9 protein-coding genes are annotated in these 14,344 nt (G+C 71.4%); 6 read left to right on the top strand and 3 right to left on the bottom strand.

All coding sequences use genetic code 11. The features are described 5' to 3' along the window. Positions 1-97: 97 nt before the first annotated feature. From lgt to ACIQOV_RS05835, 6 genes are all read left to right on the top strand, one after another. Positions 98-1,138, top strand: a complete 1,041-nt coding sequence (lgt, locus tag ACIQOV_RS05860; RefSeq protein WP_401045322.1) for a prolipoprotein diacylglyceryl transferase — start codon at positions 98-100, stop codon at positions 1,136-1,138. A 162-nt stretch (positions 1,139-1,300) separates the two neighbouring features. Beyond that, positions 1,301-2,023 (top strand): VIT1/CCC1 transporter family protein, encoded by a 723-nt coding sequence (locus ACIQOV_RS05855; protein ID WP_359910245.1) that lies wholly within the window; start codon positions 1,301-1,303, stop codon positions 2,021-2,023. 417 nt (positions 2,024-2,440) lie between these two features. Then, positions 2,441-7,042 (top strand): glutamate synthase large subunit, encoded by a 4,602-nt coding sequence (gltB, locus tag ACIQOV_RS05850; RefSeq protein WP_401045326.1) that lies wholly within the window; start codon positions 2,441-2,443, stop codon positions 7,040-7,042. Continuing rightward, positions 7,035-8,495 (top strand): glutamate synthase subunit beta, encoded by a 1,461-nt coding sequence (locus tag ACIQOV_RS05845; RefSeq protein ID WP_401045320.1) that lies wholly within the window; start codon positions 7,035-7,037, stop codon positions 8,493-8,495. The genes gltB and ACIQOV_RS05845 overlap by 8 nt, the downstream gene beginning before the upstream one ends. A gap of 370 nt (positions 8,496-8,865) precedes the next feature. Beyond that, on the top strand, positions 8,866-9,732 hold the full coding sequence (locus ACIQOV_RS05840; RefSeq protein ID WP_359910170.1) for a helix-turn-helix transcriptional regulator: 867 nt from the start codon (positions 8,866-8,868) through the stop codon (positions 9,730-9,732). Between the two features lie 49 nt (positions 9,733-9,781). Continuing rightward, entirely contained in the window at positions 9,782-11,239 is a 1,458-nt protein-coding gene (locus ACIQOV_RS05835) for an aldehyde dehydrogenase family protein (RefSeq protein ID WP_401045324.1), read from the top strand. Positions 11,240-11,294: 55 nt separating this feature from the next. On the opposite strand, the gene ACIQOV_RS05830 is transcribed toward ACIQOV_RS05835, so the two are convergent. From ACIQOV_RS05830 to ACIQOV_RS05820, 3 genes are all read right to left on the bottom strand, one after another. Further along, the gene (locus ACIQOV_RS05830) at positions 11,295-11,864 is read right to left on the bottom strand and encodes a Uma2 family endonuclease (protein WP_401045318.1); all 570 of its coding nucleotides are present in this window, start codon (positions 11,862-11,864) and stop codon (positions 11,295-11,297) included. A gap of 73 nt (positions 11,865-11,937) precedes the next feature. Then, positions 11,938-13,773, bottom strand: coding sequence for a bifunctional metallophosphatase/5'-nucleotidase (locus ACIQOV_RS05825; RefSeq protein WP_401045315.1), 1,836 nt, complete (start codon positions 13,771-13,773; stop codon positions 11,938-11,940). Between the two features lie 300 nt (positions 13,774-14,073). Then, positions 14,074-14,344, bottom strand: a 271-nt coding sequence (locus ACIQOV_RS05820; protein WP_401045314.1) for a hypothetical protein, incomplete at its 5' end; no start/stop codon positions are given.

Below are 14,344 nucleotides of genomic sequence, written 5' to 3'. Positions count from 1 at the left end.
CTCCCCGTCCGGAGGGGGCGGCGCCGCCCGTTGTTCGGTTTCTGTGACCACAAGGCGCCCCGAACGGGCCGTCGGACCCTGTAGCGTCGGAACTGCCATGGATATCGCCTACATTCCCAGCCCGTCGCGGGGCGTCCTGTACCTGGGACCGATCCCGCTGCGCGCCTACGCCTTCTGCATCATCCTCGGTGTCGTCGTTGCCGTCTGGCTCGGCAGCAAGCGCTGGGTCGCCCGGGGCGGTGCCAAGCACACCGTCGGCGACATCGCCGTGTGGGCCGTGCCGTTCGGCCTGGTCGGCGGCCGCCTCTACCACGTGATCACCGACGGTGGCCGGCTGTACTTCGCCGAGGGGAAGAACCCCTGGGACGCCCTCAAGATCTGGGAGGGCGGCCTCGGCATCTGGGGCGCCGTCGCGCTGGGCGCGGTCGGCGCCTGGATCGGTGCCCGCCGCCGGGGCGTGCCGCTGCCCGCGTACGCCGACGCCATCGCACCGGGCATCGCGCTCGCGCAGGCGCTGGGCCGCTGGGGCAACTACTTCAACCAGGAGCTGTACGGCCGGTCGACCACCCTGCCGTGGGGCCTGGAGATCGACAAGACGCTGGCCAACGGCGAGGTCGTGAAGGGCGTCTACCACCCGACCTTCCTGTACGAGTCGCTGTGGTGCGTCGGCGTCGCGGTGCTGGTGATCTGGGCGGACCGCCGGTTCACGCTGGGCCACGGCCGGGCGTTCGCGCTGTACGTGGCCGCGTACACGGTGGGCCGGTTCTGGACCGAGTGGCTGCGGATCGACGAGGCGCACGTCTACTTCGGCCTGCGGCTGAACGACTGGGTGTCCATCGGGGTGTTCGTCGCCGCGGTGGCGTACTTCGTGATCGTGGGCAGGACGCGGCCCGGGCGGGAGGACCCGGCGAGCATCGATCCGGCCGCGCACCTGGCGGTGGAGGAGGCCGGGTCCGGCGAGAAGAGCGACACGAGCGGGAAGAGCGGGAAGAAGGCCGAGGAGAAGGCCGAGGAGAAGGCCGACGGGAAGGCCCCGGAGAAGGCCGACGGGAAGCCGGTGCTGCGCGAGCCGGCCGGGCCCGCGGCCGGCGGAGCGGCCGCCGAGACGGTCGGCGAGGACGTCAAGAACCCCATCTGACCTGGGGCTTCCCCCGGCCGAGGCCACCCTTCGCGAGGTTTGCGAAGGGTGGCCTCAGTGGTGTTCGGACAGCCTTACTTTGCTGGAAATGCCCAGGTCAGGCGGGCTACGTTCAGGGCTGACGAACCACGACGGAGGGGAACGACGATGAGCACGATCACCATGGAGGCCGACGCCGGACACCAGCCCCGGATACCCGCGGCCGACCACCACCGGGACGTCAACGGGGGCTGGCTGCGGCCGGCCGTGTTCGGCGCGGTGGACGGGCTGGTGTCCAACTTCGCGCTGATGACCGGCGTGGTCGGCGGTGCGGCGTCCAACGGGACGGTGATCCTGACCGGGCTGGCGGGCCTGGCGGCCGGCGCCTGCTCGATGGCGGCGGGGGAGTACACCTCGGTGGCCTCGCAGCGGGAGCTGGTGCAGGCCGAGATCGAGGTCGAGCGGCTGGAGCTGAGCCGCAACCCGCACGGGGAGCTGGCCGAGCTGGCCCAGCTGTACGTGTCGCGCGGGGTGGACCCGGAGCTGGCGCACGAGGTGGCCCGGCAGCTGTCCGCCGACCCGGAGCTGGCCCTGGAGGTGCACGCCCGCGAGGAGCTGGGCGTCGACCCGACCGACCTGCCCTCGCCGCTGGTGGCGGCCGGTTCGTCGTTCCTGTGCTTCGCGCTCGGCGCGCTGCTGCCGCTGCTGCCGTACCTGCTGGGGGCGACCGCGCTGCTGCCCGCGATGCTGCTGGCCGGGGCCGGGCTGTTCCTGTGCGGCGCGGTGGTGGCCCGGGTGACGGCGCGCAGCTGGTGGTTCAGCGGGCTGCGGCAGCTGGTGCTGGGCGGTGCGGCGGCCGGGGTGACCTACCTGCTCGGGTGGCTGATCGGCGGCCATGTGGGCTGACCGGAGTCGTGCATGACTATGCTGAGCAGTGCGTGACGTTTCACACATGGGCGCCCGGCGACGCCTGGCACTGTCTCACCATTCGGGCCCCCGAGTCGCGGATTCGCATCCGCGGACGGGCTCCCGGGATGGAATCGCAGGCGTTCATGATCGGCTTCTGTGGCGATCCGGTTTCGCCCCTGTTTCGGGCGGTGGACGGTTGGGCACAATCGTCGGGACGTGCACTGTGGCGCGTCCTCCCACACACCCCCTGACCTGCGGGTCGTCCCGCCATGTGGACGGGATATTCCGCTTCTCGGGATCATGGGCATCATGTAACTTGCACGACACCGCACCATCGCATCAGGGCCAACGTCGTCCCTACTTGCACCAACTTGCCGAAAGACGACGACGGGAGAGCCGATGCTGTCTGCATCCATGCACTCCGCCAACGAGCCCCAGGCCGGCGCCGCCCGCCAGCCGTACGCGCTCGTGCCGGATGCGCGACCTGCTGCTCAGGGCCTGTACGACCCGCGGAACGAGCACGACGCCTGTGGCGTCGGTTTCGTCGCCACGCTGACCGGCATCGCCGACCACACCATCGTCGAGCAGGCGCTGAACGTCCTGCGCAACCTGGAGCACCGCGGCGCCACCGGCGCCGACCCCGACTCCGGCGACGGCGCGGGCATCCTGACCCAGATCCCCGACGCCTTCCTGCGCGGGAAGGTCTCCTTCGAGCTCCCGGCGGCCGGCTCCTACGCCGTCGGCATCGCCTTCCTGCCGCAGGACGACGAGAAGGACGCCGCGGCCGTCGCCCGGATCGAGGGCATCGCCGCCGAGGAGGGCCTGACCGTCCTCGGCTGGCGCGACGTCCCGGTCGCCCCCGACCTGCTCGGCGCCGCCGCCCGCAGCGTGATGCCGCGCTTCCGGCAGGTCTTCCTGGCCGGCGCCGACCGGGCCGGCATCGAGCTGGACCGGATCGCCTTCGTGGTCCGCAAGCGGGCCGAGCGCGAGGCCGGGGTGTACTTCCCGTCGCTGTCCGCGCGCACCATCGTCTACAAGGGCATGCTGACCACCGGCCAGCTGGAGCCCTTCTTCCCCGACCTGTCGGACCGCAGCTACGCGTCCGCGATCGGCCTGGTGCACTCGCGGTTCTCCACCAACACCTTCCCGAGCTGGCCGCTCGCCCACCCGTACCGCTTCGTCGCCCACAACGGCGAGATCAACACGGTCAAGGGCAACCGCAACTGGATGCACGCCCGGGAGTCGCAGCTCGCCACCGACCTCATCCCCGCCAACAGCAACGGGCAGGGCCTGGAGCGGATCTTCCCGATCTGCACCCCGGACCACTCCGACTCGGCCTCCTTCGACGAGGTCCTGGAGCTGCTCCACCTCGGCGGCCGCTCGCTGCCGCACTCGGTGCTGATGATGATCCCGGAGGCGTGGGAGAACCACGCCACCATGAGCCCCGCCCGCCGCGCCTTCTACCAGTACCACTCCAACCTGATGGAGCCCTGGGACGGCCCGGCCTGCGTCACCTTCACCGACGGCAACCAGATCGGCGCCGTGCTCGACCGCAACGGGCTGCGCCCGGCCCGGTACTGGATCACCGAGGACGGCCTGGTCGTCCTCTCCTCCGAGGTCGGCGTGCTCGACATCGACCAGGAGAAGGTCACCAGGAAGGGCCGCCTCCAGCCCGGCCGGATGTTCCTGGTGGACACCGCCGAGGGCCGGATCGTCCCGGACGAGGAGGTCAAGTCCGCCCTCGCCGCCGAGCACCCCTACCAGGAGTGGGTGGACGGCGGACAGATCCAGCTCGCCAAGCTGCCCGAGCGCGAGCACATCGCCCACACCCACGCCTCCGTCACCCGCCGCCAGCAGACCTTCGGCTACACCGAGGAGGAGCTGCGGGTCGTCCTCGCGCCGATGGCGCGCACCGGCGCCGAGGCGCTCGGCTCGATGGGCACCGACTCGCCGATCGCCGCACTGAGCGAGAAGCCCCGCCTGCTGTTCGACTACTTCGTGCAGCTCTTCGCGCAGGTCACCAACCCGCCGCTGGACGCCATCCGCGAGGAGCTCGTCACCTCGCTGCTGTCCAACCTCGGCCCCGAGGGCAACCTGCTGGCCGCCGAGGCCGCCGCCTGCCGCTCGGTCGGCATCACCTTCCCGGTGATCGACAACGACGAGCTGGCCAAGCTCGTCCACATCAACGCCGACGGCGACCAGCCCGGCCTCAAGGCCGTCACGCTCTCCGGCCTCTACAAGGTCGCCACCGGCGGCCAGGGCCTGGCCTCCCGGCTCGCCGAGATCGCCGCCGAGGCCGACGCGGCGATCGCCGACGGCGCCCGGATCATCGTGCTCTCCGACCGGCACTCCGACGCCGAGCACGCGCCGATCCCCTCGCTGCTGCTCACCTCGGCCGTCCACCACCACCTGATCCGCACCAAGCAGCGCACCCGGGTGTCGCTGCTGGTCGAGGCGGGCGACGTCCGCGAGGTGCACCACGTCGCCCTGCTGATCGGCTACGGCGCCGGGGCGGTCAACCCGTACCTGGCGATGGAGACGGTCGAGGACCTGGTCGCCCAGGGCGTGTTCATCGCGGGCGTCGAGCCCGAGAAGGCCATCCGGAACCTGATCAAGGCACTCGGCAAGGGCGTGCTCAAGGTCATGTCCAAGATGGGCATCTCGACCGTGGCCTCCTACCGCGGCGCCCAGGTCTTCGAGGCCATCGGCCTCTCCCACGACCTGGTCGACGGCTACTTCGCCGGCACCACCACCAAGCTCGGCGGCATCGGCCTGGAGGAGATCGCCCGCGAGACGGCCGCCCGGCACGCCAAGGCGTACCCGGCCTCCGGCATCCCGGCCGCGCACCGCGCCCTGGAGATCGGCGGCGAGTACCAGTGGCGCCGCGAGGGCGAGCCGCACCTGTTCGACCCGGACACCGTCTTCCGGCTCCAGCACGCCACCCGCAACCGCCGCTACGACATCTTCAAGCAGTACACGGACCGGGTGAACGAGCAGTCCGAGCGGCTCATGACGCTGCGCGGCCTGTTCCAGCTGGACGGCCTCGGCCGGGAGCCGATCCCGGTCGAGGAGGTCGAGCCGGTCTCCGAGATCGTCAGGCGCTTCTCCACCGGCGCCATGTCGTACGGCTCGATCTCGCGCGAGGCGCACGAGACCCTGGCCATCGCGATGAACCGCCTCGGCGGCAAGTCCAACACCGGCGAGGGCGGCGAGGACCCGGACCGGCTGTACGACCCGGAGCGCCGCTCGGCGATCAAGCAGGTCGCCTCCGGCCGGTTCGGCGTCACCTCCGAGTACCTGGTCAACGCCGACGACATCCAGATCAAGATGGCCCAGGGCGCCAAGCCCGGCGAGGGCGGCCAGCTGCCCGGCCACAAGGTGTACCCCTGGGTCGCCAGGACCCGGCACTCCACCCCGGGCGTCGGCCTGATCTCGCCGCCGCCGCACCACGACATCTACTCGATCGAGGACCTGGCGCAGCTGATCCACGACCTCAAGAACGCCAACCCGGCGGCCCGCATCCACGTGAAGCTGGTCTCCGAGGTCGGCGTCGGGACGGTCGCGGCGGGCGTCTCCAAGGCGCACGCGGACGTCGTGCTGGTGTCCGGACACGACGGCGGGACGGGCGCCTCGCCGCTCACCTCCCTGAAGCACGCCGGCGGGCCCTGGGAGCTCGGACTCGCCGAGACCCAGCAGACGCTGCTGCTCAACGGGCTGCGCGAGCGCATCGTCGTCCAGACCGACGGCCAGCTGAAGACCGGCCGCGACGTGGTGATCGCCGCGCTGCTCGGCGCCGAGGAGTTCGGCTTCGCGACCGCCCCGCTGGTGGTCTCCGGCTGCATCATGATGCGCGTCTGCCACCTGGACACCTGCCCGGTCGGCGTCGCGACCCAGAACCCGGTGCTGCGCGAGCGGTTCTCCGGCAAGCCCGAATTCGTGGTCAACTTCTTCGAGTTCATCGCCGAGGAGGTCCGGGAGATCCTGGCCTCGCTGGGCCTGCGCTCGATCGAGGAGGCCATCGGCCACGCCGAGCACATCGACGCCCGGGCCGCGATCGACCACTGGAAGGCCGCCGGGCTGGACCTCGCCCCGCTGTTCCACGTGCCCGCACTGCCCGAAGGGGCCGCCCGGCACCGCACCACCACCCAGGACCACGCGCTCGACAAGGCCCTGGACAACCAGCTGATCACGCTCGCCGAGGACGCGCTGGAGCGCGGCGACGCCGTCCGCATCCAGCTGCCGATCCGCAACGTCAACCGCACCGTCGGCACCATGCTCGGCCACGAGGTGACCAAGCGGTACCGCGGCGAGGGCCTGCCGGAGGGGACCATCGACGTCACCTTCACCGGCTCCGCCGGGCAGTCCTTCGGCGCGTTCCTGCCGCGCGGCGTGACCCTGCGCCTGGAGGGCGACGCCAACGACTACGTCGGCAAGGGCCTCTCGGGCGGCGTCGTCGTCGTCCGCCCGGCCCGCGAGGCGGCGGCCATCGGCAACGACGCCCAGAACCACGTCATCGCCGGCAACACCATCGGCTACGGCGCCACCTCGGGCCGCGTCCACCTGCGCGGCAAGGCCGGCGAGCGCTTCGCCGTCCGCAACTCCGGGGCCACCCTGGTGGTCGAGGGCGTGGGCGACCACGGCCTGGAGTACATGACCGGCGGCCGGGTCGTCGTCCTCGGCGAGACCGGACGCAACCTCGCGGCGGGCATGTCCGGCGGCATCGCGTACGTCCTGGACCTGCGCCCCGCCAACGTCAACGACGGCATGGTGGGCATCGAGGCCCCCACCGCCGCCGACCGCGACTGGCTGCGCGACACCGTGCAGCAGCACTACGAGGAGACCGGCTCCACCGTCGCCGCCGAACTCCTGGCGGACTGGGGCAGCGGGGTCTCCCGCTTCTCCAAGATCATGCCGACCGACTACAAGGCAGTGCTCGCCGCCAAGGACGCCGCTGAGCGCGATGGCCTCTCCGAGGCCGAGACCACCGCGAAGATGATGGAGGCGGCTAATGGCTGACCCCAAGGGCTTCCTGACCACGCCCAAGCAGCTGGCCGAGCGCCGCCCGGTCGACGTCCGCCTCAAGGACTGGAACGAGGTCTACGTCGAGCGCAGCCTCCTGCCGATCATCACCGAGCAGGCCGGCCGCTGCATGGACTGCGGCATCCCGTTCTGCCACAACGGCTGCCCGCTCGGGAACCTCATCCCCGAGTGGAACGACCTGGCCTACCGGGACGACTTCGTCGGCGCGATCGAGCGGCTGCACGCCACCAACAACTTCCCGGAGTTCACCGGCCGGCTCTGCCCGGCTCCGTGCGAGTCCGCGTGCGTCCTCGGCATCAACCAGGACGCGGTGACCATCAAGAACGTCGAGGTCACCATCATCGACAAGGCCTGGGACCGGGGCGGGGTCACCCCGCAGGTGCCCGAGCGCCTCTCCGGCAAGACCGTCGCCGTGGTGGGCTCCGGCCCGGCCGGCCTCGCCGCCGCCCAGCAGCTCACCCGGGCCGGGCACACCGTCGTGGTGTACGAGCGGGCCGACCGGATCGGCGGACTGCTGCGCTACGGCATCCCCGAGTTCAAGATGGAGAAGCGCCACATCAACCGCCGCATCGAGCAGATGCGGGCGGAGGGCACCCGGTTCCGCACCGGCGTGCACGTCGGCGAGGACATCACCGGCCAGCAGCTGCGCGAGCGCTTCGACGCCGTGGTCGTCGCGGCCGGCGCCACCACCGCCCGCGACCTGCCGGTGCCCGGACGCGAGCTCAAGGGCATCCACCAGGCCATGGAGTACCTGCCGCTGGCCAACAAGGTGCAGGAGGGCGACTTCGTCGAGGCGCCGATCAGCGCCAAGGGCAAGCACGTGGTCGTGATCGGCGGCGGCGACACCGGCGCGGACTGCGTCGGCACCGCGCACCGGCAGGGGGCGGCCTCCGTCACCCAGCTGGAGATCATGCCGCGGCCCGGCGAGGAGCGGCCCGGGCACCAGCCGTGGCCGACCATGCCGATGACCTACAAGGTCACCTCCGCGCACGAGGAGGGCGGCGAGCGGATCTACTCCGTCAACACCACCCGCTTCACCGGCGACGAGGACGGCAACGTCCAGGAACTGCACCTCGTCGAGGTGGAGTTCAAGGACGGCCGGTTCGAGCCGGTGCCCGGCACCGAGCGGGCCGTCCCGGCACAGCTGGTCACCCTGGCCATGGGCTTCACCGGGACGGACGTGCGGAACGGGCTGGTCGAGCAGCTGGGAGCGGACCTCGACGCGCGCGGTAACATTGCCCGCGATGGCCGGTTCGCCACCAATGTCGATGGCGTGTACGTCTGCGGAGACGCCGGCCGTGGCCAGTCGCTGATCGTCTGGGCCATCGCGGAAGGCCGTTCGGCCGCCGCCGCGGTGGACAGGTACCTGGGCGGCAAGACCCCGCTTCCCGCCCCGATCCGGCCCACGGACCGCCCCCTGGTGGTCTGACGGACGGACGGTCCGACCGGCCTCCACCGAACGCCCGGCGCCGCATCGCCGGGAGCTCAACCCGCTGCCCCCGCCAGCGTCGCCGGGCCAACGCGGTCTCCTGGCGCCTGCCCTCTTCCCCGACCAGTTGGAGGGCGGGCGCCGTCGCGTTCCCCGACGGCCGTCAGGCGCCGGGAGCAGCGGCTCGGGGCCCGGAACTCCGGGCCGGGGACGACCCGGACACCGCCCGGGCTGCGGCGACACCCGGACAAACGTCCGGAGCCGTGATCCGTCCGGCGGGATCCCGCACAGTGGGCTGTTGTTCGTCGGTGCCAAGTGGCAGACTGCGGCCGACGGCCGGGGGGCTGGGCGAGTGCGGAGGACGACTTCGATGGGCACGACTCAGGCAGGCGGGGGCGCCACCGTACGGCGTCTGCTGCTCGGCACCCAGCTGCGCAAGCTCCGCGAGGCCAGAGGCGTCAGTCGGGAGGAGGCCGGGTACTCGATCCGCGCCTCCGAGTCCAAGATCAGCCGGATGGAGCTCGGCCGGGTCGGCTTCAAGGAACGCGACGTGGCCGACCTGCTGACCCTGTACGGGGTCGAGGCCGATCAGGAGCGGGCCACCGTCCTCGGACTGCTGCGCGACGCCAACGTCAGCTCCTGGTGGCACGAGTACGGGGACGTGCTGCCCGGCTGGTTCCAGAACTACCTGGGGCTGGAGGAGGCCGCGGCCGAGATCCGCAGCTACGAGGTCCAGTTCGTCCACGGGCTGCTCCAGACCGCCGACTACGCCCGGGCCGTGGTCACCGCCGGCGGCCACGTCCACGGACCGGAGGAGATCGAGCGCCGGGTCGACGTACGGCTCAAGCGGCAGGCGGTGCTGACCGCCGAGCGGGCGCCGCAGCTGGTCGCCGTCCTGGACGAGGCCGCGCTGCGCCGGCCCTGGGGCGGGCCGGAGCTGATGCGCGGCCAGCTGGACCGGCTGCTGGAGCTCGGCGAGCTGCCCAACGTCCGGCTCCAGGTGCTGCCGCTGGGCAACGCCGGGCTGAGCGCGGAGAGCGGCGCCTTCACCGTCCTGGGCTTCGCCGAGGCCGAGCTGGCCGACGTGGTGTACCTGGAGCAGTTCACCACCGCGCTCTACCTCGACAAGCCCGCCGAGGTGGCCGAGTACCGGCACGCGATGGACGACCTGGTCGCGGACAGCCTGAGCCCGGAACCGACCCGGAACCTGCTGTACGCGATGCGCCAGGAGTTGTAAGACGTCAGTACGATGACTTCCCATCAGGTCGGTGCATGAGAGGGAACAGATGTCGTACTTCTCCGAGTTGGCGCTGCAGTACATCGACGGCGAGTGGTGCAGCGGCAGCGGCTCCTGGGACATCGTCGACGTCGACCCCTACACCGGCGACAAGCTCGCCACCATCACCGTCGCCACCGGCGCCGAGGTCGACCGGGCCTACCGCGCCGCCGAGCGCGCCCAGAAGGCATGGGCCGCCGCCAACCCGTACCAGCGGCGGCTGGTCTTCGAGCGCGCGCTGCGGCTGCTGGAGGAGCGCGAGCCGGAGATCGTCCCGGCGATCATGGCGGAACTCGGCGGCACCGCGCTGAAGGCGGGCTTCGAGCTGTCGCTCGTCAAGGACGTGCTGCGGGAGTGCCTGCACCTGTCGGTGGCCTCCGAGGGCCGGCTGCTGGCCTCGCCCGCCCCGGGCCGGGAGAACCGGCTCTACCGGCTGCCGGTCGGCGTCGTCGGCGTGATCAGCCCCTTCAACTTCCCGCTCTTCCTGGCGCTCAAGGCCGTCGCCCCGGCCCTCGCGCTCGGCAACGGCGTCGTCCTCAAGCCGCACCAGGAGACCCCGGTCGTCGGCGGCGGACTGATCGCGAAGCTCTTCGAGGACGCGGGGCTGCCGCCCGGCCTGCTGAACGTGGTGATCACCGACATCGCCGAGATCGGCGACGGCTTCCTGGAGCACCCGGTGCCCAAGGTGATCTCCTTCACCGGCTCCGACAAGATCGGCCGGCACGTCGCCACCGTCGCCGCCGCGCACTTCAAGCGGACGGTCCTGGAGCTCGGCGGCAACAGCGCGCTGATCGTGCTCGACGACGCCGACGTGGACCACGCCGTGGACGCCGCGGTGTTCAGCCGCTTCGTCCACCAGGGGCAGGTCTGCATGGCCGCCAACCGGGTGCTGGTGGACCGCCGCGTCGAGGCCGAGTTCACCGAGAAGTTCGTCGCCAAAGTCGCCTCGCTCACCGTCGGCGACCCGAGGGACCCGGCCACCCACATCGGCCCGCTGATCAACCCCGTCCAGGCCGGCGCCCTCGACGCCCAGGTCGACCAGGCGCTCGCGGCCGGCGCCACCGCGCTGCTGCGCGGCACCACGGTCGGCAGCCTGATGGCGCCGACCGTGCTCACCGGCCTCGCCGAGGACGCGCCGATCCTGCGGAACGAACTCTTCGGCCCGGTCGTGCTGCTGGTGCCCTTCGACGGCGAGGACGAGGCCGTGCGGCTCGCCAACAACACGCCGTTCGGACTCAGCGGCGCGGTGCACACCGCGAACGTCGAGCGCGGCGTGAAGCTCGCCCAGCGGATCGAGACCGGCATGATCCACGTCAACGGCGGCACCATCGCCGACGAGCCGGGCGTGCCCTTCGGCGGCGAGAAGAACTCCGGCGTCGGCCGCCTCAACGGCGAGTCCACGGTGGACGCCTTCACCACGCTGAAGTGGATCTCCGTCCAGCACGAGCGCGCGGTCTTCCCGTTCTGACCGAGCGGGCGGACACGCGGGCCTCCCGGCGGCAGCCGCCGGGAGGCCCGTGGTCTCAGGCGGGGTAGCGGAGCAGGGCGTCGGTGGCGAGCTCGAAGCCGAAGGGGGCCGGGAGCGGGACGCGGTCACCGAACGTGCCGTTCCACCGCTGGTGGTAGCCGCTGCCGGAGGGCTCGGAGTAGAGCGTCAGGTCGCCCTCGCGCGGATCGATCACCAGGTACAGCGGGATGGCCGTCAGCGGGTAGTCGCGGACCTTGCCGACCAGGTCGTTCTCCGGGTTCGACGGGGAGACGATCTCCACGGCGATGGCCGCCTGCTCGGCGGGGACCTGGTTGCCGCCCTCCTCCAGTGCCGAGAGGGGGATGTAGGTCAGGTCGGGGTTGCGCAACTTGCCGACGTTCGGGGAGGCGAGGTCGGTGTTCTCGCTCGGCATCAGGTCGGCGGGTTCGTGGGCCTCGAACTGCCTGCGGATGAGCAGCAGGTTGCGCTGGTGGATCACCGAGGGGCCGGCCAGCATGATGATCTCGTCACCGGAGATCTCGATCTTCCACCCGTTGGGAGGCGTCAGACTCTGCGCGTAGGCCAGCAGCCGGGCGTGGCGGTCTGGGATCGGGAACTCGCTCATGGCGCCATTCTTCCCCCGGGCAGGCCGAAAGGCCGTCGCCGGCGGGGCGACGGCCTTTCGGCGGGGGCGTCGGTCAGAAGACCGGCTGGCCGGCGCGGACGAGGCGCCAGGAGTCGGTGAAGAACTCGGCGGGGTCGATGGTGCCCTTGGCCTTCACCCAGGCGATCATGGTGTTGCGGATCTCGTCGGAGTTCGACCAGACCATCTTGGCCTTGGCGACGTGCGGGAAGTTGCCGCCGCCGTTGGCCCGGTAGTTGTTGACGGCGAGGACGAACTCGGCGGCCGGATCGATCGGCTTGCCCTGGAAGGACAGGTTGACGATCCGCGAGCCCTTCGGCTGGGCGATGTCGATGTCGTAGCTCAGGCCGTAGACCGAGTCGTAGTTGTAGTCCGGAGTGGCCTCGGCGCCGGTCAGGGCCTCCTTGTCGACCGGGGCGCCCGGGGCGAGCTGGTTGTAGTACTTGACCGAGTACTCCAGGTAGTCCTTGAGCTGGGCGCCCGTCAGGACGCGGGCCTCCAGGGTGTTCTCGTAGATGTAGAGGCCCGCGGCGTCGCGCAGCTTGACCTGGCCGGACGGGATCAGCGCGGTGCGGTTGAACGGGGCGGCCTGGGCCAGCACCGGGAGCTTGGCGTACTGCCCGCCCGCCAGCGCGGCCTTGACGGCGTCGGCCTGGACCTTGCCGATCAGGTCGATGATCGGGGTGGCCTTGAAACGGGCGTCGGCGATCGACAGCTCGATCTTGCTGGTGCCGATGTTCTGGTTGACGTACGCGACGACCTTCTTGTGCTGCCCGGCGATCGCGTCGGTGATCTCCGGGTTCTCCGGCACGGTGTTGGAGTTCAGCAGTCGCGCGGAGACCGAGGAGACCTTCCAGGCGCCGGCCGCGAACTCGACCTCGAAGTCGAAGCAGGTCAGCCGCTGGCCGTAGCAGAGCGGCTCGGAGAGCACGACCGTCCGGCCGGTCTTCTTGTTGACGACCAGGCGCTGCGCGATCTCCTTGTGGGCGTGGCCCACCAGCACCGCGTCGATGTCGGGGACGGTCTCCGCCAGGGCCACCGAGGCGTTCTCGGCCCAGGGCAGCTGGTCGCCCCAGGTGGTCGCCTCGTCGCAGCCGGAGTGCGAGGAGACCACGATGACGTCCGCGCCGGCCGCCTTCATCTTCGGCACCCAGGCGGCGGCGGTCTCGACGATGCCCGGGAAGACCATCTTGCCGCTGACGTTGGCCTTGTCCCAGATCGCGATGCCCGGGTTGGTGAGGCCGAGGATGCCGACCTTCACCGGACGGCCCCCGCCCAGCCGCAGCTCCTTGATCACGTACGGCTTGAAGGCCGGCTTCTCGTTCTTCGCGTTCAGCGCGTTGGCGCCGAGCAGCGGGAACTCCAGCTGGTCCTGGTAGGCCTTCAGGAGCGGGATGCCGTAGTTGAACTCGTGGTTGCCGAGCGCGGCGGCGTCGTACTCCATGAGGTTCATGGCGACGGCCATCGGGTGGTCCGGCACGGTGTCGGCCTCGGTGTCGATCGACTCGATCCGGGCGTAGTAGTAGGACAGCTGGGTGCCCTGGATGGTGTCGCCCGAGTCGATCAGCAGGCAGCGGTTCCAGCCCTTCTCCTCGCGCACCTGGTTGGCCAGCGTGGAGATCTTGGCGAGGCCGACCGCGTTGTGGGCCTTGTCGCTGTACTCGGCGTCGGTGAAGTAGTCCCAGTTGAGCACCCGGCCGTGCAGATCGGTGGTGCCCATGACGGTGAAGGCCTGCTTGTTCGGCTGGCGCTGCTGGCCCTTGGCGGCCGCCGTGTCCGGCTGGGCGGCCGCGGCGGAGGGGGCGGCGGCCAGGGTGGCGCCACCGGCCAGGGCGGCGCCGGCGGCGGTGGCGGCGGACCGGGTGACGAAGTCACGGCGGTTCAGGGGCATGGACGACTCTCCCGAGTGGGAACGACGGCGGATGGACCGTCAACTGGCATTCGTTGGCAAGTGCGCGTGTACGCGTCGACGCGCGTAGAAGGACGCGCGTAGAAGTGTGCCGTGCGGCCCGGGGTGGTGGATAGCCCCCGGACCTGTCCAAGAGGTGAGATCTTGGCGACTCGTTCGTGACGGGAACGGGGGAGGTCCGGGGTGGTAGGCCGGCGGATGGCGGATGGCGGATGGCGGATGGCGGGCGGCGGGCGGCAGGCGGCGGGTCAGGACGGCGGACGGCGGGTCAGGACGGCGGGGTCAGGACAATTCGCCCATGAGCCGGTCGACCTCGTGGCCCAGTCGGAGCGCCGGGTCCGGATCGTCCGGCCCCGCCCACGGCTGCCAGGTCCGCGCCCGCAGGTAACCGGCCACCGCGACCGGCAGCCGGTGCCGGACGATCCGCTCCGCCACCGGGCCCCGGCCGGCCGCCCGCAGCGCCGCCAGCAGGCCGTCCACCCCGGCGGAGGGCGGCAGCGGCACGCTGTCCAGGTAGGCGGCCAGCGCCACCAGCTCCGGATCGGGCGCGGGG

It is taken from the genome of Kitasatospora sp. NPDC091257 (assembly GCF_044757675.1).
Lineage (GTDB): Bacteria > Actinomycetota > Actinomycetes > Streptomycetales > Streptomycetaceae > Kitasatospora > Kitasatospora lactacystinica.
This window is presented reverse-complemented; position numbering and strand designations above follow the sequence as displayed.

Bases quoted from the DNA above. Each gene is read 5' to 3' on its own strand.
- ACIQOV_RS05830 (WP_401045318.1), bottom strand. From the start codon at position 11,864: ATGAGCGAGTTCCCGATCCCAGACCGCCACGCCCGGCTGCTGGCCTAC.
- lgt (WP_401045322.1), top strand. From the start codon at position 98: ATGGATATCGCCTACATTCCCAGCCCGTCGCGGGGCGTCCTGTACCTG.
- ACIQOV_RS05845 (WP_401045320.1), top strand. From the start codon at position 7,035: ATGGCTGACCCCAAGGGCTTCCTGACCACGCCCAAGCAGCTGGCCGAG.
- ACIQOV_RS05835 (WP_401045324.1), top strand. From the start codon at position 9,782: ATGTCGTACTTCTCCGAGTTGGCGCTGCAGTACATCGACGGCGAGTGG.
- ACIQOV_RS05840 (WP_359910170.1), top strand. From the start codon at position 8,866: ATGGGCACGACTCAGGCAGGCGGGGGCGCCACCGTACGGCGTCTGCTG.
- ACIQOV_RS05855 (WP_359910245.1), top strand. From the start codon at position 1,301: ATGGAGGCCGACGCCGGACACCAGCCCCGGATACCCGCGGCCGACCAC.
- gltB (WP_401045326.1), top strand. From the start codon at position 2,441: ATGCACTCCGCCAACGAGCCCCAGGCCGGCGCCGCCCGCCAGCCGTAC.
- ACIQOV_RS05825 (WP_401045315.1), bottom strand. From the start codon at position 13,773: ATGCCCCTGAACCGCCGTGACTTCGTCACCCGGTCCGCCGCCACCGCC.